The following is a 21871-nucleotide window of genomic DNA, read 5'->3' as shown; positions in this document are numbered from 1 at the left end:
TTGCAACGCAAATCGTGGGGTGTCAGCGCGAAGGCGATGACGCATCCCCTATCATGGCGGCAGTTTTCACGGATACCGCCATGTTCCCGCGCCTGCCCACCATCACCAAGACGCTGCTGATCGCCAACATCGCCCTGTTCCTGCTGCAGATGCTGCCGCAGACCGCGGGGATCTTCGAGCAGTTGGTGCTCTGGCCACTGGGCTCGCAAGACGTGATCCCGGGCGCGCCGGGGTTCGAGCCGTGGCAATTGCTGACCTACGGTTTCCTGCATGGCGGCCTGAGCCACCTGTTCTTCAACATGCTGGCGCTTTTCATGTTCGGCGCGCCGCTGGAACTGACCTGGGGCGAGAAGCGCTTCCTCACCTATTACCTGACCTGCGTGGTCGGCGCCGGGCTCTGCCAGTTGCTGGTGACTGCATGGGCCGGCGAGTATGGCCCGGTGCTGGGGGCTTCGGGCGGCGTGTTCGGCCTGCTGCTGGCCTACGGCATGCTGTTCCCAAACCAGCGGGTGATGCTGCTGTTCCCGCCGATCCCGATGAAGGCGCGCACCTTCGTCATCGTGTTCGGCGCCATCGAGCTGATGCTGGGCTTCACCGGCTGGCAGCCGGGCGTGGCGCACTTCGCGCACCTGGGCGGCATGCTGTTCGGCTGGCTGCTGATCCGCTACTGGCGCGGGCAACCGCCGTTCAACAAGCGCGGCGGTGGCGGGCGGCCGAACCACCTGCGCCGGGTGAAGTGACGCGCAACGCGCTTCACCCGTAGATGCGGGGCTTGCCCCGCATGGGGCTTTCCCGGTGAAGCCCGTGCCGGGCAAGCCCGGCACCTGCGAAAGGCAGGCAATGAAAAGGCGCGGGAATCTCCTGCGCCTTTTCGTGATTCATGCTGGCGAACCGATCAGCGCCAGATACGAATCTGCTCGGCCTCGACGCGCTGCATCGGCTGCCCCGGCTTGCACTGGAACGCCGCACCGAAGGCCGGCAGGTTGGACAGCGGGCCGTTGCTGCGCCACTGGCCGGGGGCGCGGATTTCCGAGGTCAGCCGCTGCACGGCCTCGTTCGGCGAAACCTGCTGCGGCCACAGCGATGCCCAGGCGCGGAAGAACGCCTGCTGCTCGGCCGGCTTGGCTTCGGGCTGGGCGGCAGTGAAGGCTTCCCAGGCGATCTCCACGCCAGAGAGGTCGGCCATGTTCTCGTCGCGGGTCAGCTCGCCGTTGACCTTGGCGTCCTTGACGCCGGGGAAGGCATAGGCACTGTATTGCGCGGCGACGCGGTTGCCGATCAGCGTCCAGGCGCTCTTGTCGGCCGGCGTCCACCAGCTGCGCAGTTCGCCCTTGGCATCGACCAGCGCGCCCTTGGCGTCGATGGCGCGGCTGATCTCGTGCGCGACCAGCGTGCCGTAGGCGCCGAACTTGCCGGCCACGCCGTTGGCGTCGGCGAAGATCGGCCCCTGCAGGGCGGCGGCGGTGACGATCAGGCGGTTCTGCGCCAGGTCGTAGGCCAGCGCCGGCTGCTGCGGCAGCACGTCCCAGCGGCGGTCGGCGTTGCCCTTGCCGATGCGCTTCATTTCCTGCGTGTGGCGCCACGCCGAGGCGATCAGCATGTTGCCGCCGAAGCTGCCGCGGCCCATCGGCTGCACGGTGTAGTCCAGGTCGCGCAGCGGCTTGCCGATCTCGATCTTGAGCGCGGCCAGCTTGGCCTCGGCCTCGGCCTTGGCTTCCTCGCTCAGCCAGCCGTTGCGCTTGACCGCGGCGATCTGGGCTTCGCGGACCTGGTCCACCATCAGTCCGGCCTGGCGCAGCGCGTCGCGGTTGACGTAGGTGGCGGCGTACTCGTGGCCGAGCATCGGGCCGGCGGCGACGTTGATCGCGTCCAGCACCTGTTCCCAGCGCGCCGGGGCGATGACCTGCCCACGCAGGACGCGGCCGCGGAATTCGAACTCGGCGTCGCGGTAAGCCTTGGACAGGTAGGGCGCCATCGCATCGCCCACGCGCCAGCGCAGGTAGGCCTTCCACTGCGCGGCCGGCAGGCGGGTGATCATGCCGTTGAGCTGCTGGAACAGCGCCGGGTCGGCCAGCGACACGAGGTCGTCGTTCACGCCCTGCGCCTTGAGGAAGGCGTCCAGTTGCAGGTTCTTGTAGCGGCCGGTGAATTCCTTGGTGGAAACCGGCGCGTAGTTGTTGAACGGGTTGTTGATGCCGGCCACCGACTGCGCGTGGCGGGCCAGTTCGGTCTCCAGCTGGATGACCTGCGCCGACTCGGCGTCGAGCTTGTCGGCTGCGGTGCCGGTCAGCGCCAGGATCTGCTTGACGTAGGCGCGGTAGCGGCCCATCAGCGCCACGGTGTCGGCATCGGTGCGGGTATAGAAGGCCGGGTCGGGCAGGCCCATGCCGCCCTGCATGAAGTAGCCGATGTGGCGGTCCAGCGCCTTCAGGTCCACGTCCGGGGCGAAGTTGAACGCCACCGGGATGCCGACCTGGTGCAGCGCGGCGATCGAGGCCGGGACGTCCCTGGCCTTCTTGATCGCGTTGATGCGGCCCAGCAGCGGGGCGATCGGGTTGGAGCCGTCGGCTTCCACCGCGGCCTCGTCCAGGCCGCTGGCCCAGAAGTCGCCCAGCAGCTTCTGCACGTTGCCCTGCGGCGCGTTCATCGCGTTGTCGAGCAACTGGCGCTGCTGGGTGCGGGCGTTGTCGGCCAACTGGCCCAGCGCGGTCACCGCGCCGGCCTGCGGCACCGGGTTCGCCTTGAGCCAATCCGCGTTGGCCTGCCCGTAGAAATCGGTGCAGGCGGGGCTGACCGCCGGCGCGGGGGCGGCCTTCCTGCGCGCCGCGTCGGCGCCGGGCGAGGACAACACGGCGGCGAGGCCGAAGGCCAGTGCCAGGGGAAGCGGACGAACGTTGGGCATGTGCAGCGAATCCGTGGAGGATTGAAAGTGGGCGGATTCTAGCAAGCCGGGTCGGGGCGCGATGCCACGGCGGTGGCATTTCCGGCGGTCATTTTCAGGGTGGCGCCCGACCGTTGGTCGGGCGATGCGGGGTGGTGTTGGAGCGTGCCGACCAACGGTCGGCACCTACCGGCACCTGCCGAGGGGCAGGGGCGTTGCCGGCCAGCGGCTGGCACTACCGGTGTCTTCGTTGCAAAAAACGAAGGCCCGGAGCAATCCGGGCCTTCGTCGCTGCAGCGGAATCAGCCGCGGCTTACCAGATCACCACCTGCTTGTCGCCGCTGCGGGCCATCGGCGAGCCGGCCTTGCACTGGAACGCGGCGGCGAAGGTCGGCAGGTTCGACGGCGCGCCCATCGCGCGGAACTGCGCCGGTGCGTGCGGGTCGGTGGCCAGGCGGACCTTGGCGTTCTCCGGGGTGTACTTGGTGCGCCACACCGTGGCCCAGTTGAAGAAGAAGCGCTGGTCGCGGGTGAAGCCGTCGACCTTCGGGTCCTCCTTGCCTTCGCTGGCCTTCTGCAGGGCGTCGTAGGCGGTGGCCAGGCCGCCCAGGTCGGCGATGTTCTCGCCCAGGGTCAGCGAGCCGTTGACGTTCTGGTCGCCGACCTTGTAGTCGTTGAACTGGTTGACCAGCTTGCCGGTCAGGCCCTCGAAGTTCTTCTTGTCGGCCGGGGTCCACCAGTCTTCCATGTTGCCGGTCGGCCCGAAGCGCGCGCCCTGGTCGTCGTAGCCGTGGGTCATCTCGTGGCCGATCACCGCGCCGATGCCGCCGTAGTTCAGCGCGTCGTCGGCGTTCGGGTCGAAGAACGGCGGCTGCAGGATGGCGGCCGGGAACACGATCTCGTTCTGCATCGGGTTGTAGTAGGCGTTGACCGTCTGCGGGGTCATGCCCCACTCGGTCTTGTCCACCGGCTGGCCGATCTTGGACAGCGCCCACTTGTAGTTGAACGCGGTGGCGGCGCGGATGTTGCCCAGGTAGTCGTCATGCGCGGTCTGCAGGCCGCTCCAGTCACGCCACTTGTCCGGGTAGCCGATCTTCGGGGTGAAGGTCTCCCACTTGGCGATGGCCTTGGTCTTGGTTTCGTCGCTCATCCACGGCAGGTTCTGGATGCGCTCCTTCAGTGCCGCGGCCAGGTTCTTGACCAGGTCTTCCATCTTGGCCTTGGCTTCCGGCGAGAAGGCGACCTTGACGTACATCTGGCCGAAGGCCTCGCCGGCCTCGCCCTCGATGGTGCCCAGCACGCGCTTCCAGCGCGCCTTCATTTCCTTCTGGCCGTTGAGGGCCTTGCCGTAGAAGTCGTAGTTTTCCTGCACGAAGGCATCGCTCAGGTACGGCGAGGCGCCATCGACGGTGTGGAAGCGCAGGTAGGCGCGCCACGTGGCCGGGTCGGTGTCGCCCAGCATCTTGCTCACTTCCTCGTGGAAGGCGGGCATGGCCAGCGAGAACTTCTCCGGCGCGGCGACGCCCTGCGACTTGAAGAACTCGCTCCAGCTGAAGTTCGGGGTCAGCGCGTCGGCATCGGCCACGCTGACCGGGTTGTAGTACAGCGACACGTCGCGCGACAGCTCGACGCTGGACTTGGACGCCTTGGCCAGGCGGGTCTCGAACTTGACCACCTCTTCGGCCTGCCTTGCGGCCTCGTCGGCGGCCACGCCGGACAGTTCCAGCACCTTGGCCACGTGGGCCTGGTAGGCCTTGAGCTTGTCGGCCTTGCCGGCGTCGGTGTAGTAGGTGGTGTCCGGCAGGCCCAGGCCGCCCTGCATGGCGTAGGCCATGTTCATCGACGAATTCTTGAAATCCGCCTCCGGGCCGAAGCCGAACAGCACGTTCTCGCCCTTGGCCGCGCTGCTGCGCAGGTAGCCGGCGATGGCATCCTTGTCGGCCAGCGCGTCGATGGCCTCCAGGTCGGCCTTCAGCGGGGTGATGCCCAGCGAATTGATCGTGGCTTCATCCATGCCCGAGGCCCAGAAGTCGCCGACGATCTTTTCCACGCCGGTGGCATCCTTCATCGCCGCGGCCTGCTCGGCCAGCTGGTGCTGCACGGCGACCGAACGCTCGTCGAGGATGGTGAAGGCGCCCCAGCTGGTGCGGTCGCCGGGGATCTCGTTGGCGGCCAGCCACTTGTCGTTGACGTAGCCGCCGAAGTCGGTGCAGGCGTCCTTGCCGGCGTCCAGGTCGGCCGCGGTGAAGGCGTTGTAGGCCGGCAGCTTGGATTCGTCCAGCTTCAGCTCGGTGGCGGCCGCGGCCGGGGCGGCAGCATCGGTGGCCGTGGCTTCATCTTTCTTGCAGCCGACCAGCGCGGCCGAGACGGCCAGGGTCAGCAGGAGGAACTTGGGTTTGCGAGCGATCACGTGAATGGCCTCCGGGCCGGAATCAGGGCATGAGCAAGGCCCCGTCCACGGGGCCTTGCGTCGAAAGATACGCCTGCAACCGTCACCGAAGGTGTGTCGAAGGTCATGGCGGCCGCCGTGGGTGCTATACAGCCGGCATGGCGAACGAATCTTCACGGCCGTGGGACGCGGTGCTGGTCGGCGGCGGCCACAACGGGCTGGTCTGCGCGGCGTACCTGGCCAAGGCCGGCAAGCGGGTGCTGGTGCTGGAACGGCGCGATGTGGTCGGCGGCGCGGCGGTGACCGAGGAGTTCCACCCCGGCTTCCGCAATTCGGTGGCGTCCTACACCGTGTCGCTGCTGCAGCCGAAGGTGATCGCCGAGCTGGAACTGGAACGCCACGGCCTGCGCGTGGTGCCGCGCCGGATCAACAACTTCCTGCCGCTGCCCGATGGCAACTACCTGCTGGCCGGCGCCGGCCGCACGCAACGGGAAGTGGCGAAGTTCTCGCAGCGCGATGCCGAGCGCCTGCCCGAATATGAGCGCAGGCTGGAAATTTTCGCCGATGTGTTGCGCGCCACCGCTCTGCAGGCGCCGCCGAACGTGACCGATGGCGGCTGGCTGCGGGCATTGCCTGAACTGTGGAAGGCCGGCCGGCTGGGTCGCCGCCTGCAGGTACTCGATGCCGGCCTGAAGCAGGAACTGCTGGACCTGTTCACCATCTCCGCCGCCGAATACCTGGACCGCTGGTTCGAGAGCGAACCGATCAAGGCCCTGTTCGGTTTCGACGGCATCGTCGGCAACTACGCCAGCCCGCATGCGCCCGGTACCGCCTACGTGCTGCTGCACCACGTGTTCGGCGAGAGCAACGGGGTAAAGGGCGCATGGGGTCATGCCATCGGCGGCATGGGCGCGATCACCCAGGCGATGGCGCGCGCGGCGACCGAGGCCGGTGCCGGGATACGCACCGGCGCGGGTGTCGAGAAGGTGCTGGTGGAAGCGGGCAGGGCAACCGGTGTGGTGACGGCGGCGGGAGAAGTAATCCGCGCCCGCGCCGTGGTCGCCAACGTCAACCCGAAGCTGTTGTACGAGCGCCTGCTGGCGCCGGACGAAGTGCCGGCCGCCACCCGCGAGCGGATGGCGAACTGGCGCTGCGGCTCGGGGACCTTCCGCATGAACGTCGCGCTGTCACGCCTGCCGGATTTCAGCGCGTTGCCGGGGCCGGGTGACCACCTCACCGCCGGCATCATCATCGCCCCCAGCCTGGACTACATGGACCGCGCTTGGCTGGACGCGCGCCGCCACGGCTGGTCGCGCGAGCCGGTGGTGGAAATGCTGATCCCGAGCACGCTGGACGATTCGCTGGCGCCGCCGGGCCGGCACGTGGCCAGCCTGTTCTGCCAGCACGTCGCCCCGCAGCTGCCGGACGGGCGCAGCTGGGACGACCACCGCGAGGAAGTGGCCGACCTGATGATCGCCACCGTCGAGCGCCACGCCCCCGGCTTCGCCGCATCCATTCTGGGCCGGCAGATCCTGAGTCCATTGGACCTGGAGCGCAGCTTCGGCCTGATCGGCGGCGACATCTTCCACGGCGCCTTGAGCCCCAACCAGTTGTTCAGCGCCCGCCCGATGCTGGGGCAGGCCGACTACCGCGGCGCCATCCCCGGCCTGTACCTGTGCGGCTCCGGCACCCATCCCGGCGGCGGGGTCAGCGGTGCGCCGGGGCACAATGCGGCGCGGATCATCCAGGAAGACCTAGGCCGTTAATGGCCCGTGGAGCGGGGTTGCGGTGATGCTGCCCATGGAAGAAAAAGGGGATGGCTGCTCTTCCAGATGGCCGACTTCCGAACCGGATATGAAGAGTCGGAACAGGCAGACCCTATGCCGGGCTGAAATCCAGCCTAAAATAGTCCGGTTTCCCCAGGACGCATGGACATGGCAGCGCTTCATTCCCCGGTACCCGCGCACAAGGTGCAGAAAGGCCTCTCCCCCCATCCCCGCATCCGCAACGTCATCGCGGTGGGCTCCGGCAAGGGCGGGGTGGGCAAGTCCACCACCGCGGTGAACCTGGCCGTGGCGTTGCAGCAGCTGGGTGCACGGGTCGGGGTGCTGGATGCCGACATCTACGGGCCGAGCGTGCCGGCGATGCTGGGGCTGAGCGGGCGGCCGGAGAGCCCGGACAACAAGTCGATCGAGCCGATGCGCGCGTTCGGGGTGGAAACCATGTCGATCGGGTTCCTGGTCGATCAGGATTCGCCGATGATCTGGCGCGGGCCAATGGCGACCTCGGCGCTGACCCAGTTGTTCAAGGACACCCGCTGGGACGACCTGGACTACCTGATCGTCGACCTGCCGCCGGGCACCGGCGACATCCAGCTGACCCTGGCGCAGAAGATCCCGGTGGCCGGGGCGGTGATCGTCACCACGCCGCAGGAAATCGCCACGCTGGACGCGCGCAAGGCGCTGAAGATGTTCGAGAAGGTCGAGGTGCCGGTGCTGGGCATCGTCGAGAACATGGCGGTGCACACCTGCTCCAACTGCGGCCATGTCGAGCACCTGTTCGGCGAGGGCGGCGGCCAGCGCATGGCCGGGCAGTACGGGGTGCCGCTGCTGGGTTCGCTGCCACTGGACATCGGCATCCGCGAACAGGGCGACGTGGGTACGCCGATCGTGGCCGCCGCGCCGGGGTCGGCGGCGGCCAGAGCCTACGTGGCGGCGGCGGAGCGGATGGTGGAGGAGCTGGGCAAGCGCCCGCGCGCCGGGATTCCCATCGTTTCGTCGTTGGTCTGAATTCCTTCCGACCTCCCGCATTCGTAGGTGCGGGGCTTGCCCCGCACGAGGCTTTCACGGCAAGGCTCCATGCGGGGCTTTGCCGCGCGCCAAGATGCACGCGCAACAGGCTAGAATTGCGCCTCCTGCAGGCATTGGGACCCCGAATGAGCATCAAGAGCGACCGCTGGATCCGCCGCATGTCCGAGCAGCACGGCATGATCGAGCCGTACGAGCCGGGACAGGTCCGCTTCGCCGATAACGGCGGGGTCGACGGCCGGCGCATCGTCAGCTACGGCACCTCCAGCTACGGCTACGACGTGCGCTGCTCGCGCGAGTTCAAGGTGTTCACCAACATCAACTCGACCATCGTCGATCCCAAGCGCTTCGACCCGAAGAGCTTCGTGGACATCGAGGCCGACGAGTGCATCATCCCGCCCAATTCGTTCGCGCTGGCGCGCACGGTGGAGTATTTCCGCATCCCGCGCGACACGCTGGTGGTGTGCCTGGGCAAGAGCACCTATGCGCGCTGCGGCATCATCGTCAACGTGACGCCGCTGGAGCCGGAGTGGGAAGGCCACGTGACCTTGGAATTCTCCAACACCACGCCGCTGCCGGCGCGCATCTACGCCAACGAGGGCGTGGCGCAGATGCTGTTCTTCCAGGCCACTGCCGACGACGTCTGCGAGACGTCGTACAAGGACCGCGGCGGCAAGTACCAGGGCCAGACCGGGGTGACGCTGCCGCGCACCTGAGGGTTGCAGGGGGCACCCGCCCGCGGTGCCCGCGTGCTTCGATCACCCGGCCGTTGCCTGGTCCAGCACCTCGATGTCCAGCGTCGGCAGCACCCAGAAGCCGCCGGGCATGCCACGGCACATGCCGCTCTGGTATTCGGAGGTCGGTACGAAGTGGGTGCCGTCCCAGGTCCAGTCGGCGTGCGACCAGCAATCGCCGAGCCCACGCCCCTTGTGGTCGGCGCTGATCTGGCCGGCGTCGTAGTCGGTGCCGTCGGTGGCCACCAACTGCGGCCGGAAGGGCGCGCGGTCGTTGGCGACCCAGTAGCCCGAGCCGGCGTTGTAGGCGGCGAGCCAGCACGGGGTGGAAACCAGCACCCTGTGGTCGTCGAGGCGGTCCACCTGCAACGGGGCGTCGGCGGGAAGCTCGTCGAAGCGCTCGCAGTCGCTGGAGGCGCCGTCCAGCGTGGCACGCAGGGCGGCTCGCAATTCCGGTGAACGCGCCAGCGCGTCGTCACCGGGGTGCGGTGGCGACATCGGGGGGCGCCGCACCACCGGTGCCGGCAAGGGCGGCGGTACCGAGGCTTCGCTGCGCGTCCCCCTGCGCACCAGCGCGCCCGGTGTGTCCAGGCGACCCTGGAATTCGTCCATCTTCAGCAATACCGCCGCCGCGCCCTGGTCGGACAGCTCCCAGCGCCTGCCGTCGCGGTGTGCGACGTGGATGCGGCTGTCGCGCAGCAGCGCCGCCAGCAATGCGCCCGACTGCGCCCGGCTCAAGGCATGGCCGCCCTGTTCGCCGTCGGCGCCCAGTGCGCCCAGGTCGCGTCCGTCGATGTGCAGGTGCAGGTCGGCGGCGGCCGGTTCGTCGGTATCGCTCACCTGCAGTTCGGCGTTGACCGGCTGGCCGGGGCCGGCATCCCTGGTGAGCAGCACGCTGGCGCCATCTTCGCCACCTTCGGGGGCATAGCCGGCGGCGCGGCAGGTGCGGGTGTTGTCGCAGACCAACTGCCAGTCGGAGTGGGAGAACTCCAGGCCGTTGTCGGCCGCGCGGGTGGTGGCGGCTGCGGCGAGGAAGAGGATGGCGCAAAGCAACGGGCGGGCGAAGGTCATGGATGTTCCTTGCGGGACGGAGCCGGCCGTGGGTGGCCGGCTCCGGGAGGCCTTACCTGCGACGCACCAGCAGGCGGTAGCTGCCGCTGGCCGAGGCGTCGAAGCTGTGCGCCATCAGCACGTAGCGGCCCGGCTCCAGCTCGACTTCCAGGTTCGGGTCGAGGCTGCCGTCGCCATCGTCCTGCGAGGCGACTTCCTCGCCGCCGCGCATCAGCGTGACCATGCCGTCCAGCCCGTTGATGCCGGTCATGCGGATGACGTAGCGGCCCTTGCGCGGGATTTCCAGCGTGTACAGGTTGCGCAGCCCGGAAACCAGCTGGCCGCTGGTCTCGCGGCCCAGCACCAGCGCCGGCTGGGCCGGGCCATCCGGCGCGGGGGCGGTGCTGGTGGCGAGCTGGAAGATGCCGCCGCTGCTGTTCATCGAGCGCACCGAGACGTTGTATTCGCCCGGCTCCAGCACCTGCGTCAGGCGCGCGTCGACGCCGTTGCCGCCGTCGTCGTCGCTCAGCGTGAAGTCGGGGCCCTGCAGGGTCAGGTAGCTGTCCAGTTCGCTGCCGCTGGCGTCGAACTGGACGCGGCGGCGCTCGGGCAGGCTGAACACGAAGCTGCGGGTCTCGTCGCTGCCGATGAAGCCGCTGACCGTGCCGTCGACGGGCAGGGCGCTGCCGTCCTCGAATGCCATCCCTTCGGGAATGGCCGTCTGCCGCACGTCGAGGTAGAAGGCGCCGTTGTCCTCCGAGAAGGAACGCGCGGTCAGGGTGTAGCTGCCCGGCTGCAGCGGCGTGACCAGCCGCGAGTTGGTGCGGTTGCCGCCGTCGTCGTCTTCCAGCGACAGGTTGTCGCCGGACAGCTCGAGCCGGGTGTCGAACGCGTCCGACTCCAGGTTGATGGTGTACAGGCCGGGCTGGTCCACCTGCAGGGTGTAGGCCTGGCTGCTGCCGAGCAGCCAGTCGGTGATGCGCTGGCCGGCGGCCAGCGGCTTGCCGTCATAGGCGTCGATGGGCTCGGCGCTCAGGTGGAACGGGCCGAACGCGCGGGCGTCGGCGCCGCTGACCGCGACCAGGTACTGCCCGGCCTTGTCGGCGCGGAAGCTCAGTTGCGTGCCGCTGCCTTCGCTGCAGCCGCAGCCGCTGGAGCGGTTGACTAGGGTGTCGCGCTGGAACACGGAAAGGGCGCCGTTCAGCGGGCCGTCCAGCTTCAACGACACGGCCTGGCCGGCGGCCAGGTGCAGCGAGAACACCTGGCTGCGGCTGCCGTCGCTGTAGTTCAGCGCGGCGGCGGACGTGATCTCGCCGCTGACGTCGCCATTGCTGGCCAGCGGGCGGATCGGGGTGGCGGCATGGGCGAGCGGGCTCAGGCTGGCGGCGATGGCAAGGCCCAGCAATCCTGCTGTGAGTTGCTTCACTTGGGGGTTTCCTTGGTTGGGTGGGGTGTGGCGATGGGCGCCGGCCGCGCATGGAGCGCAAGCCGGCCGGTCGGGAACTGCGGGGCCGGTGGCAGCCACCGGCCCGTGCCTGCTCAATCCGCTTCGACGGCGGCTGCCTCGGCGGCGGCAGCGGCGGCTTCCGCTTCGCCCTTGCGGTTGCTGTTGGCCGGAGTGGCCGCGTCGGTGCCGAGGTCGGTGGTTTCCAGTTCGAACACACCCTGCTGGCTGCCGAGGCTGGAAACGGCGACGGTGTAACGCCCCGGGCCCATGCGCAGGGTGAGGCGGGCGTTGGTGCCGTCGCCGCCGTCGTCGTCCTCGGCGTCGATGCCCGGGCCGGTGACGTGCAGCACCGGGTCGAAGTTGTCGGCGATGGCGTCGAACTGCAGTTGGCGGGTGCCGTCGAGGGTGAGCGCGAAGCTGCGGCGGCCGCGCGAGTCGATCATGCCCGGCGTGGTCTGGCCGATGGCCAGCGCGGTGCCGTCGCGGGTGGCCAGGCCCTTGTCGACCGGGGTCAGGCCCACGCGCAGCTTGAACGAGCCGGTGCCGCCGTTCAGCGCCGATGCGCCGATGCTGTAGTCGCCCGGTTCGAGGTAGGCGCGGATGCGGGCGTTGAGGTTGCCGCCGCCGTCGTCGTCCTCGATGTCGGTGTTGCGGCCGCTCAGGTGCAGGTAGGTGTCCAGCCCGCCCGACTCCATGCTGATGGTGTAGATGCCGGCCTTGTCGACCTTGAGCGTGTAGTCCTGTTTTTCGCCCACCAGCCAGTCGATGGCTTCGCTGTCGGCGACCAGCGGCTTGCCGTCGTACGGGGTGACGCTGCTGCTGTCGAGCTTGAACGGGCCGAACGCGTCGGCGCCGGCGCTGTTCACCGCCACCAGGTAGGTGCCGTCCTTCGGCGCGCGGAACGCCAGGCTCACCGTGCCGGCATTGCCGCTTTCCGCGTCCTGCCCGCGGGCGGAGGCGGTGGCCAGCAGGGTCTGGCCGTCGAACACCGACAGCTGGCCGTTGAGCGAGCCGCCCAGTTCCAGCGCGATGGCCTCGCCGTTCTTCAGCGTGACCTCGTAGCCCTGGTGGCGGCTGCCGTCGTTGTAGTTCAGGCGGCTGGACGAGGTGATTTCACCGGTGACGCTGCTGCCGACGGCAAGACCGGGGGTGCCGTCGCCGGCGCCGCTGCCGAGCTTGTGGCAGGCGGCCAGCGCCAGGGCAAGGGAGAGCGCGGTGAAAAGGCGGGCGGGGCGTGTGTTCAAGCGTAAGTCCTTTGGCTTGGCGGGAAACCGCGATGGGTGCGGAATGGCGCGATTCTACCGGCAAGCAGGCGCCGGCCACGCATGTTCCGGCAGCCTGCCCGGGGGATGATGGGCGGGCGTGGAATGCTAGAATCGCCAGCTTGTCTGCATTGCCACGAGCCGACCATGATCGAACTGAATCCCGTCCGCCAGCGAATCGCCGATCTGACCGATCGGGTGGTATCGCTCAGGGGGTATCTTTGACTACGACGTCAAGAAAGAACGCCTTGAGGAAGTAACCCGGGAGCTGGAAAACCCGGACATCTGGAACAACGCCGAATACGCGCAGAACCTCGGCCGCGAGCGCTCCCTGCTGGAGAAGACCGTGGTCGGCATCGCCAGCGTGCTCGACGGCATGACCGAGTGCAGCGAGCTGCTGGAACTGGCCGAGAGCGAGCAGGACGAGGACACCGCGCTGGCGGTGGTCGCCGACCTGGACAAGTACCAGAGCCACGTGGAGAAGCTGGAATTCCAGCGCATGTTCTCCGGGCAGATGGACTCGGCCAACGCCTTCGTCGACATCCAGGCCGGCGCCGGCGGCACCGAGGCGCAGGACTGGGCCGAGATCCTGCTGCGCATGTACCTGCGCTGGGCCGAGAGCCGCGGCTGGAAGACCGAGCTGCTGGAAGTCTCCGGCGGCGACGTGGCCGGCATCAAGTCGGCGACCTTCCGTGTCGAGGGCGACTTCGCCTATGGCTGGCTGAAGACCGAGATCGGCGTGCACCGGCTGGTGCGCAAGAGCCCGTTCGACTCGGACAACCGCCGCCACACCAGCTTCACCTCGGTGTTCGTGTCGCCGGAAGTGGATGACAGCATCGACATCGACATCAACCCGGCCGACCTGAAGACCGACGTGTACCGTTCCTCGGGTGCCGGTGGCCAGCACGTCAACAAGACCGAGTCGGCCGTGCGCATCACCCACGTGCCGACCAACACGGTGGTGGCCTGCCAGACCGAGCGCAGCCAGCACGCCAACCGCGATCGCGCGATGAAGATGCTGGCGGCCAAGCTGTACGAGTTGGAAGTGCAGAAGCGCAATGCCGAGCGTGACGCGCTGGAAGCCACCAAGTCCGACATCGGCTGGGGCAGCCAGATCCGCAACTACGTGCTCGACCAGAGCCGCATCAAGGACCTGCGCACCGGCATCGAACGCAGCGACACGCAGAAGGTGCTGGACGGCGACCTGGACGAATTCGTCGAAGCCAGCCTGAAGTCCGGCCTGGAGGCCGGCTCCAAGCGCATCGACGCGTAAACACCTCGTTTTGCCCCTGTAGGAGCGACGCAAGTCGCGATGAAGCTTTACCGGTGAATCCGGTCGCGACTGACGTCGATCCTGCAGAAAGTCAGAAAACTCCCCACGTACCGAACATCGCCGCCATGACCGACCAGACCGCCACGCCCCCGCCCGCCGACGAGAACAGCCTGATCGCCGAGCGCCGCGGCAAACTCAAGGCGCTGCGCGAGCAGGGCATCGCCTTCCCCAACGATTTCCGCCGCGAGCAGTTCGCCGGTGCGTTGCAGGACGAGTTCGCCGATGCCGAACGCTGGACCGCCGAGGCGCTGGAAGCGTCCGGGCGCACGGTGAAGATGGCCGGCCGGCTGATGGCCAAGCGGGTGATGGGCAAGGCCAGCTTCGCGCAGATCCAGGACGAGTCCGGGCGCATCCAGCTGTTCCTGCAGGCCACCGTGCTGGACGAGGCCTATGCCGCGTTCAAGGGCTGGGACGTGGGTGACATCATCGCCGTTGAGGGCGGGCTGACCCGTACCAGGACCGGCGAACTGTCGGTCAAGGCCACCTCGATCCGGCTGCTGGTCAAGTCGCTGCGGCCGCTGCCGGACAAGTGGCACGGGCTGGCCGACGTCGAGCAGCGCTACCGCCAGCGTTACGTCGACCTGATCGTGACGCCGGAGTCGCGCGAGGTGTTCATCAAGCGCTCGAAGATCATCCGCGCGATGCGCGCCTGGCTGGACGCGCGCGACTTCCTCGAAGTCGAGACGCCGATGATGCATTACATCCCCGGCGGCGCGACGGCCAAGCCATTCACTACCCACCACAACGCGCTGGACCTGGACCTGTACCTGCGCGTGGCGCCGGAGCTGTACCTGAAGCGGCTGGTGGTCGGCGGGCTGGAGCGCGTGTACGAGATCAACCGCAACTTCCGCAACGAGGGCGTGAGCACCCGCCACAACCCCGAGTTCACCATGATGGAGTTGTACGAGGCCTACGCCACCTATAACGAGGTGATGGACCTGACCGAAGGCGTGATCCGCGACGTGGCCCGGCAGGTGCTGGGCACCACCGAAGTGGAGTGGGACGGGGTGAAGATCGACCTCGGCCCGGCCTTCCGCCGCTGGCGCATGGACGAGGCGGTGCGCCACTACAACCCGGAGATCAGCGCCGCCGACTGCACCGACCGCGATGCGCTGCTGCGCCACTGCGAGCGGCTGAAGATCCGGGTCAAGCCGTCGTACGGCTGGGGCAAGCTGCTGTTGGAAATCTTCGAGGCGACGGTGGAGGACAAGCTGGTGCAGCCGACCTTCATCACCGACCACCCGGTCGAGGTCTCGCCGCTGGCCCGCGCCAGTGACAGCGAGCCGGGCTATACCGACCGCTTCGAGCTGTTCATCAACGGCAAGGAGCTGGCCAACGGCTTCTCCGAGTTGAACGACCCGGAGGACCAGGCCGCGCGTTTCCGCGCGCAGGTCGAGGCCAAGGACGCCGGCGACGACGAGGCCATGCATTTCGACGCCGACTACATCCGCGCGCTGGAATACGGCATGGCCCCGACCGGCGGGCTGGGCATCGGCATCGACCGTCTGGTGATGCTGCTCACCGGCCGCGCCTCGATCCGCGACGTGCTGTTGTTCCCGTACATGCGTCCGGAAGCCTGAGCGCATCGCCGATGGCGGAAACGAAAGGGCCTTGCCGGCATGGCAAGGCCCTCTCGTTACAAGCGGGGATTCGTGGGTATGGGGCTTGCCCAATACAGGGCTTTCCCGGCCAAGCCCCATGCGGGGCAAGCCCCGCATCCACGGGCCTCGCGCCCACGCTCCAGCCGGAGCTCAGCCCTCGGCCAGCGACAGGAAGCCGAAGTGGAAGGCCGAGACGTGTGCCAGCGCGATGCGGCAGGTCACCGTGCCCACGCTCGGGGTCGGCGACTGGCCCGGCGAGAAATAGCGCACGTCGCGCAGGTGGATGTAGTGGCGGTGGCCGTCGGCGGGCTTGGGGTCCTCGCCGATCTGCGCCAGCGCCTGCTTGATGCCTTCCTCGATGCTGGCGGTGAGCCAGTTCTCCTGCATGTAGTTCTCGCGGCTGATGACGCGCCCGGAGATCAGCAGGCCGCCCACGGTCAGGGTGACCGGGATGTCGATCTCGGGGCTGTTCTCGGCCAGCTTGATGACCACTTCCAGTACGGGGTCGCTCATGGGTGGTTCCTGGTGATGGGAGGGGGAGTCAGGCCTGCGGCGGGGCGTCGCGCAGTTCGCGGCGCAGGATCTTGCCGACGTTGGTCTTGGGCAGCTCGGTGCGGAACTCGACGATGCGCGGGTGCTTGTAGCCGGTGAGGTTGGCGCGGGCGAACTCCTTGACCTGTTCCTCGGTCAGGTTGGGGTCCTTCTTGACGATGACCACCTTGACCACCTCGCCGGACTTCTCGCTGGGCACGCCCACCGCGGCCACTTCCAGCACGCCGGGCATCATCGCGATCACGTCCTCGACCTCGTTCGGGTACACGTTGAAGCCCGACACCAGGATCATGTCCTTCTTGCGGTCGACGATGTAGAAGAAGCCCTTCTCGTCCATCTTCGCCATGTCGCCGGTATGCAGCCAGCCGTCGGCGTCGATGGCCTGGGCGGTTTCGTCCGGGCGCTGCCAGTAGCCCTTCATCACCTGCGGGCCGCGGATGCACAGTTCGCCCACTTCGCCGGTGGCCAGCGTCTTGCCGTCATCGTCCTTGACGCAGGCATCGGTGGAAGGGATGGGCAGGCCGATGGCGCCGTTGTATTCGGCCAGGTCCAGCGGGTTGATGCAGGCCGCCGGCGAGGTCTCGGTCAGGCCGTAGGCTTCCACCAGGGTGACGCCGGTGACCTTCTTCCACTTCTCGGCCACCGCGCGCTGCACCGCCATGCCGCCGCCGAGGGTGACCTTGAGCGCGGAGAAGTCCACCTCGTCGAAGCCGGGGGTGTTGAGCAGGCCGTTGAACAGCGTGTTGACGCCGGTGATGGCGGTGAAGCGGGTGCCCTTGAGCTCCTTGACGAAGCCCTTCATGTCGCGCGGGTTGGTGATCAGGTAATTGAGCCCGCCGAGCTTCATGAAGACCAGCCCGTTCGCGGTCAGCGCGAAGATGTGGTACAGCGGCAGCGCGGTGATGATGACTTCCTCACCGGGTTTGACTCCCGAGGCGGAGATCCACGCCGAGGCCTGCTGCATGTTGGCGATCAGGTTGCGGTGGGTGAGCATCGCGCCCTTGGCCACGCCGGTGGTGCCGCCGGTGTACTGCAGGAAGGCGATGTCGTCGTGGCTGATCTCCACCGGCGGCAGGGTGTGGCCGCTGCCCAGGCGCAGCGCCTCGCGGAAGCGGACGGCGCCGGGGATGCGGTAGTCCGGCACCATCTTCTTCACGTACTTGAGCACGAAGTTGACGATGGCGCCCTTGGGGAAGCCGAGCATGTCGCCCAGGCCGGTGGTGACCACCTGCTTGACCGGGGTGTCGGCGATGACCTGCTGCACGGTGTCGCCGAAATTGTCCACCACCACCAGCACCGAGGCGCCGGCGTCGACCAGTTGGTGCTTGAGCTCGCGCGCGGTGTACAGCGGGTTGACGTTCACCACGGTCAGGCCGGCGCGCAGGATGCCGAAGGTGGCGATCGGGTACTGCAGGCAGTTGGGCATCATCACCGCGACGCGGTCGCCCTTCTTCAGTTGCAGCTCGCCCAGCAGGTAGGCGGCGAACTGGCTGACCAGCGCATCGGCCTCGCCGTAGGTGAGGGTCTTGCCGAAGTTGGAATAGGCGGGGCGGTCGCGGAAGCGGGCGACGGAGGCGTCGAACACCGAGACGACCGAGCGGAACTCCTCGACATCGATCTCCGCCGGCACGCCGGCGGGATAACTCTGCAGCCACGGACGTTCCCGATTCATCATCCCCTCCAGGATTTGCATGTGGTTCGTATCGAATGTGCGGCCCGGCACGGCGCCGCCGTTGGTGGCAGCATACCGTCCAGAATGGAAAAGGCGAAGGGAGTAGAGCGTGGCCCGAACGGTGTTGAACTGCCTGCGTATTGCATTGATCGCCTGCGCGCTTGCCGCCTGCGCCCGGCAGGAGCCGGAGCAGCGCCTGCGCGCGGAGGTGGCGGCGATGCAGGAAGCGGCGGAAAACGGCCAGCCCAGGGCGTTCATGGCGCGGGTGGCGCCGGACTTCATCGGCAACGACGGGCTGGACCGCGACGGGCTGGAACGCCTGCTGCGCGGCCAACTGCTGCTCAATGCCAAGGTCGGCGTGCGCACCGGGCCGCTGGAGGTCGAAATGGGGCAGGGCACGGCCACGGTGCGCTTCACCGTGCTGCTGACCGGCGGCAACGGCCGCTTCCTGCCCGAGCGCGGGCAGGTCTGGCAGGTGACCAGCGGCTGGCGCGAGCACGACGGTGACTGGCAGCTCTACAGCGCCGACTGGAGCGCGGCCGGGGAACGCTGAGCGAGATGACTCCCAACGGCATCGATGAATGCGCGGACAGGTAGATGAATGGAGGCCACGACGGCGCCGGCATCGTCATGCGCTTATCGCGCCGCGCTGTTTATGCTGCCGGCGAATTCCACGCCGGCGGCGCCGGCCCATGCAAGGAGAGTCCCATGACTGCTCGTACCGCTTTCCGCAATGTCTCCCTCGGCCTGCTGGCCACCGCCATGCTGTCGGCCTGCGCCACCGGCGGCTCGTATGTGCAGAGCGACCCCTACGGCAACCCGACCCAGCAGCAGAACCGTACCGGCAAGGGCGCGCTGATCGGTGCCGCCATCGGCACCGCCGCCGGCCTGCTCAGCGGCAGCAGCGCCACCGAGCGCCGCCAGCACGCGATGATCGGCGCCGGCATCGGCGCGCTGGGTGGCGCAGCCGTCGGCAACTACCAGGACCGCCAGGAACGCGCGCTGCGCGAGCGCACCGCCAACACCGGCATCGACGTGCAGCGCCAGGGCGACAACATCACCCTGAACCTGCCCGACGGCATCACCTTCGACTTCAACAAGACCACGCTCAAGCCGCAGTTCTACGGCGCGCTCAACGGCGTGGCCTCGACCCTGGCCGAGTACAACCAGACCATGATCGAGGTGGTCGGCCACACCGACAGCATCGGCACCGACGCGGTCAACAACCGCATCTCCAAGGAGCGCGCCGACGCCGTGGCCGCCTACCTCAGCGCGCAGGGCGTGCAGCGCGAGCGCATCGAGACGCTGGGCGCCGGCAAGGCCTACCCGATCGCCAGCAACGACACCGAGGCCGGCCGCGCGCAGAACCGCCGGGTCGAGATCCGGGTGATCCCGCTGCGTTCGTGAGCCGGTCCGCACGATCGTGACGAAGGGAGCCGCGCAAGCGGCTCTTTTCGTCTGCGCCATCCATGCCATCTGGCCCATCCGGGCACCATCGGCGCGGTGCTAGATTCGGCCGATGCCGGCGCGGGATGCGCTGCCGGCACCGCATAATCAGGGAGGCCGCATGTCCATCCACCGTACCGCCTGCATCACCGCGCTCGCGGTGAGCGCCAGCAGCCTGTTCCTCGCCACGCCTGCATCCGCCGAGTACGCCAAGCCGCCGGCCGAACTGCTGAAGGTGCTGACCGCGCCGCCGCCGCCGATGCCCAGCGTCGACCCCACCGGCAAGCGCCTGCTGCTGACCACCAGCCAGACCTATCCGTCGATCAGCCGCGTCGCCCGGCCGTACCTGAAGCTGGCCGGCCTGCGCCTGGAGCCGGGCAACCGCAGCCGCCACGACACCCCGGGCGGCTACGGCATCCCCGCCTGCGTGGCCGACTTCACCCTGGTGGACATCGCCAGCGGCAAGGAAACCCGCGTGCCGCTGCCGAAGGACGCCTGCGCCGGCGGCGCGCTGTGGTCGCCGGACGGCCAGCGCTTCGCCTTCCAGAACGTCGTCGCCGATTCCGTACAGCTGTGGGTGGGCGATGCCGCCAGCGGCCAGGTCCGGCAGATCCCGGGCGCGCGCCTGAACCCCATGTTCGGCAGCACCGTGCAGTGGCTGGATGGCGGCAACCGTCTGCTGGTCAAGCTGGTGCCCGCCGACCAGGGCCCGGCGCCGGCCGGCGATGACGTGTATGGCCCGGACGTGCAGGAATCGCTCGGCGCCAAGGGCGTGAGCAGCACCTACGAAACCCGCGATACGCTCGCCAGCGAGCACGACGAACGCCTGTTCGCCTACTACGGCCAGTCGCAGCTGGCGGTGGTCGAGGCCGCTTCCGGCAAGGTGAATCCGGTCGGCGTGCCGCAGCTGTACAACGACGTCAACGGCGCACCCGACGGCGTGCACGTGCTGACCGAGACCATCAAGCCGCCGTTCTCGCACGCAGTCACCTACCAGCGCTTCGCCTACGACGTGGACGTGCTGGACGTGACCACCGGCAAGAGCGTGCGCATCGCCTCGCTGCCGCTGGCCGAGCGCGTGCCGGTGCACGGTGTGCCGGAAGGCCCGCGCGATTTCGACTGGCGTGCCACCGACCCGGCCACGCTGGTCTGGGCCGAAGCGCTGGACAAGGGCGACTGGAACGTCAGCGTGCCGCAGCGCGACAAGCTGATGCTGCAGTCCGCGCCGTTCACCGCGGCGCCGCGCGAGATCGCCCGCACCACCCAGCGCTACGCCGGCTTCGACTGGACCGCGCAACCGCAGCGCAGCTTCCTCAACGAATACGACGAGAACCGCCACTGGCGCCAGACCCGCATCGTCGACATCGACGACCCGAAGCGGGAAGCGCGCCTGCTGTGGGACCTGTCCAGCGACGAGCTGTATGGCGACCCGGGCAGCTTCGTCTACCAGCGCCTGCCCAACGGCGCCTACGTGGTGCGCGAGGAGGACGGCAAGGTGTTCCTGCGCGGGCAGGGCAGCTCGCCGCAGGGCGACCGCCCGTTCCTCGACCGGCTGGACCTGGCCACGCTCGAGAGCGAGCGCCTGTTCCGCAGTGCCGCCGACGCCTACGACCAGTTCCTCGGCTTCACCGCCGAACCCGGCCGCTACCTCACCTGGCACCAGTCGGTGATCGACCCGCCCAACGCCTGGCTGCGCGAACTGGGCGCGCGTGATGCCGCGGCCAGGGAAGGCGAGGCGCAGTACGCCGCCGAAGGCCGTGCGCTGACCCATGTCGCCGACCCCACGCCGGAAGTGCGGCAGATCCAGAAGCGGCTGGTCACCTACAAGCGTGCCGACGGCATCGACCTGTCCTTCACCCTGTACACCCCGCCGGGCTACCAGGAAGGCCAGCGCCTGCCGGCCATCCTCTACGCCTACCCGGCCGACTTCGCCAACAGCGCGCAGGCCGGGCAGGTGTCCGGCTCGCAGCAGACCTTCACCCGGCTGGCGCCGTACCGGCTGATGCTGCTGGCCGGCTATGCCATCATCGACAACGCCTCGTTCCCGATCGTCGGCGACCCGAAGAGCGCCTACGACACCTACCTGGAACAGCTCACCGCCGACGCCAAGGCCGCGGTGGACAAGGCGGTGGAACTGGGCGTGGTCGATCGCAACCGCATCGGCGTCACCGGCCACAGCCACGGCGGCCTGATGACCGCCAACCTGATCGCCCACACCGACCTGTTCAAGGCCGGCGTCGCCACCAGCGGCTCGTACAACAAGACCTTCACCCCGTTCGGCTTCCAGAACGAGCGCCGCTCGGTGTGGCAGGCGCAGGACGTATACCTGAAGGCCTCGCCGTACTTCTATGCCGACAGGATCAAGCTGCCGCTGCTGCTGGTGCACGGCGAGGACGACGCCAACCCCGGCACCGAGCCGTTCCAGTCGCGCAAGCTCTACCAGGCCATCCGCGGCAACGGCGGCACCACCCGCCTGGTGATGCTGCCGCACGAACCGCACTGGTACACCGCACTGGAATCCAACGAACAGCTGGTGGCCGAAATGCTGGCCTGGTTCGACCGCTACGTGAAGAATGCGCCGGCGGCTTCGACCAAATGAGTTGATGGCGGATTGATCGAGCAGCACGAAGAAGCCCGCGCGAGCGGGCTTCTTCGTTTCGCGTGTTGGTGGATTGCGTTATGGCAAGCCAGCGGCGT

The 21871-nt window shown here is 68.3% G+C and carries 16 protein-coding genes; 9 read left to right on the top strand and 7 right to left on the bottom strand.

Translation table 11 applies throughout. The annotated features are described in order from the left end of the window. Nucleotides 1-80: 80 nt before the first annotated feature. Entirely contained in the window at nucleotides 81-740 is a 660-nt protein-coding gene (locus tag ABB34_RS09385; protein WP_057641062.1) for a rhomboid family intramembrane serine protease, read from the top strand. 155 nt (nucleotides 741-895) lie between these two features. Here the strand turns inward: ABB34_RS09385 and ABB34_RS09380 are convergent, their stop codons facing one another. Then, entirely contained in the window at nucleotides 896-2902 is a 2007-nt protein-coding gene (locus ABB34_RS09380) for a M13-type metalloendopeptidase (protein WP_057641053.1), read from the bottom strand. A gap of 292 nt (nucleotides 2903-3194) precedes the next feature. Beyond that, a complete protein-coding gene (locus ABB34_RS09375) occupies nucleotides 3195-5288 on the bottom strand; it encodes a M13 family metallopeptidase (protein WP_211258190.1) in 2094 nt (697 codons plus the stop codon). A 140-nt stretch (nucleotides 5289-5428) separates the two neighbouring features. Between ABB34_RS09375 and ABB34_RS09370 the strand changes: the two genes are divergently transcribed. From ABB34_RS09370 to dcd, 3 genes are all read left to right on the top strand, one after another. Next, nucleotides 5429-7036, top strand: coding sequence for a phytoene desaturase family protein (locus ABB34_RS09370; protein ID WP_057641051.1), 1608 nt, complete (start codon nucleotides 5429-5431; stop codon nucleotides 7034-7036). Between the two features lie 168 nt (nucleotides 7037-7204). Continuing rightward, nucleotides 7205-8059 carry an iron-sulfur cluster carrier protein ApbC gene (gene apbC / locus ABB34_RS09365; RefSeq protein ID WP_057641061.1) on the top strand — a complete coding sequence of 285 codons (855 nt, stop codon included), beginning with the start codon at nucleotides 7205-7207 and terminating at the stop codon, nucleotides 8057-8059. 146 nt (nucleotides 8060-8205) lie between these two features. After that, nucleotides 8206-8793, top strand: a complete 588-nt coding sequence (gene dcd / locus ABB34_RS09360) for a dCTP deaminase (RefSeq protein WP_057641050.1) — start codon at nucleotides 8206-8208, stop codon at nucleotides 8791-8793. Nucleotides 8794-8835: 42 nt separating this feature from the next. Here the strand turns inward: dcd and ABB34_RS09355 are convergent, their stop codons facing one another. From ABB34_RS09355 to ABB34_RS09345, 3 genes are all read right to left on the bottom strand, one after another. Next, complete coding sequence (locus tag ABB34_RS09355; RefSeq protein WP_057641049.1) at nucleotides 8836-9882, bottom strand: DUF1176 domain-containing protein; 1047 nt, start codon at nucleotides 9880-9882, stop codon at nucleotides 8836-8838. Nucleotides 9883-9934: 52 nt separating this feature from the next. Continuing rightward, a complete protein-coding gene (locus tag ABB34_RS09350; protein ID WP_152979567.1) occupies nucleotides 9935-11287 on the bottom strand; it encodes a collagen binding domain-containing protein in 1353 nt (450 codons plus the stop codon). A 113-nt stretch (nucleotides 11288-11400) separates the two neighbouring features. After that, a complete protein-coding gene (locus ABB34_RS09345; protein ID WP_057641047.1) occupies nucleotides 11401-12552 on the bottom strand; it encodes a pre-peptidase C-terminal domain-containing protein in 1152 nt (383 codons plus the stop codon). 165 nt (nucleotides 12553-12717) lie between these two features. Between ABB34_RS09345 and prfB the strand changes: the two genes are divergently transcribed. Then, nucleotides 12718-13843 (top strand): peptide chain release factor 2 gene (gene prfB / locus ABB34_RS09340; RefSeq protein WP_152979565.1). Its coding sequence is split into 2 segments (ribosomal slippage): nucleotides 12718-12792 and nucleotides 12794-13843, totalling 1125 coding nucleotides; the frame shifts between segments, so codons are not numbered across the junction. A gap of 125 nt (nucleotides 13844-13968) precedes the next feature. Then, nucleotides 13969-15483 (top strand): lysine--tRNA ligase, encoded by a 1515-nt coding sequence (gene lysS, locus ABB34_RS09335; protein WP_057641046.1) that lies wholly within the window; start codon nucleotides 13969-13971, stop codon nucleotides 15481-15483. Between the two features lie 171 nt (nucleotides 15484-15654). Here lysS and ABB34_RS09330 read toward each other — a convergent pair whose 3' ends face one another. Beyond that, nucleotides 15655-16017, bottom strand: coding sequence for a hypothetical protein (locus ABB34_RS09330; protein WP_057641045.1), 363 nt, complete (start codon nucleotides 16015-16017; stop codon nucleotides 15655-15657). 28 nt (nucleotides 16018-16045) lie between these two features. Next, nucleotides 16046-17728, bottom strand: a complete 1683-nt coding sequence (gene rpfB, locus ABB34_RS09325) for a fatty acyl-CoA ligase RpfB (RefSeq protein ID WP_057641059.1) — start codon at nucleotides 17726-17728, stop codon at nucleotides 16046-16048. Nucleotides 17729-17837: 109 nt separating this feature from the next. Here rpfB and ABB34_RS09320 point away from each other — a divergent pair, with 109 nt between their 5' ends. The 3 genes from ABB34_RS09320 (at nucleotide 17838) to ABB34_RS09310 (ending at nucleotide 21773) form a co-directional block, all read left to right on the top strand. Beyond that, a complete protein-coding gene (locus ABB34_RS09320) occupies nucleotides 17838-18281 on the top strand; it encodes a Cif family virulence factor (protein WP_083490145.1) in 444 nt (147 codons plus the stop codon). Between the two features lie 155 nt (nucleotides 18282-18436). Further along, complete coding sequence (locus ABB34_RS09315) at nucleotides 18437-19135, top strand: YiaD family glycine zipper/OmpA-like lipoprotein (protein WP_057641057.1); 699 nt, start codon at nucleotides 18437-18439, stop codon at nucleotides 19133-19135. Between the two features lie 160 nt (nucleotides 19136-19295). Continuing rightward, nucleotides 19296-21773: a S9 family peptidase gene (locus ABB34_RS09310; RefSeq protein ID WP_057641044.1), complete on the top strand. Its 2478-nt coding sequence runs from the start codon at nucleotides 19296-19298 to the stop codon at nucleotides 21771-21773. The last annotated feature ends 98 nt before the right edge of the window (nucleotides 21774-21871 follow it).

It is taken from the genome of Stenotrophomonas daejeonensis (genome assembly GCF_001431505.1).
In the GTDB taxonomy this organism is placed as follows: domain Bacteria; phylum Pseudomonadota; class Gammaproteobacteria; order Xanthomonadales; family Xanthomonadaceae; genus Stenotrophomonas; species Stenotrophomonas daejeonensis.
Note: the sequence above shows the minus strand (reverse complement) of the source record. Positions and strands in the feature narration are given on the sequence as shown.

Bases quoted from the DNA above. Each gene is read 5' to 3' on its own strand.
- lysS (WP_057641046.1), top strand. From the start codon at position 13,969: ATGACCGACCAGACCGCCACGCCCCCGCCCGCCGACGAGAACAGCCTG.
- dcd (WP_057641050.1), top strand. From the start codon at position 8,206: ATGAGCATCAAGAGCGACCGCTGGATCCGCCGCATGTCCGAGCAGCAC.
- ABB34_RS09310 (WP_057641044.1), top strand. From the start codon at position 19,296: ATGTCCATCCACCGTACCGCCTGCATCACCGCGCTCGCGGTGAGCGCC.
- apbC (WP_057641061.1), top strand. From the start codon at position 7,205: ATGGCAGCGCTTCATTCCCCGGTACCCGCGCACAAGGTGCAGAAAGGC.
- rpfB (WP_057641059.1), bottom strand. From the start codon at position 17,728: ATGAATCGGGAACGTCCGTGGCTGCAGAGTTATCCCGCCGGCGTGCCG.
- ABB34_RS09355 (WP_057641049.1), bottom strand. From the start codon at position 9,882: ATGACCTTCGCCCGCCCGTTGCTTTGCGCCATCCTCTTCCTCGCCGCA.
- ABB34_RS09315 (WP_057641057.1), top strand. From the start codon at position 18,437: ATGACTGCTCGTACCGCTTTCCGCAATGTCTCCCTCGGCCTGCTGGCC.
- ABB34_RS09385 (WP_057641062.1), top strand. From the start codon at position 81: ATGTTCCCGCGCCTGCCCACCATCACCAAGACGCTGCTGATCGCCAAC.
- ABB34_RS09330 (WP_057641045.1), bottom strand. From the start codon at position 16,017: ATGAGCGACCCCGTACTGGAAGTGGTCATCAAGCTGGCCGAGAACAGC.
- ABB34_RS09370 (WP_057641051.1), top strand. From the start codon at position 5,429: ATGGCGAACGAATCTTCACGGCCGTGGGACGCGGTGCTGGTCGGCGGC.
- ABB34_RS09380 (WP_057641053.1), bottom strand. From the start codon at position 2,902: ATGCCCAACGTTCGTCCGCTTCCCCTGGCACTGGCCTTCGGCCTCGCC.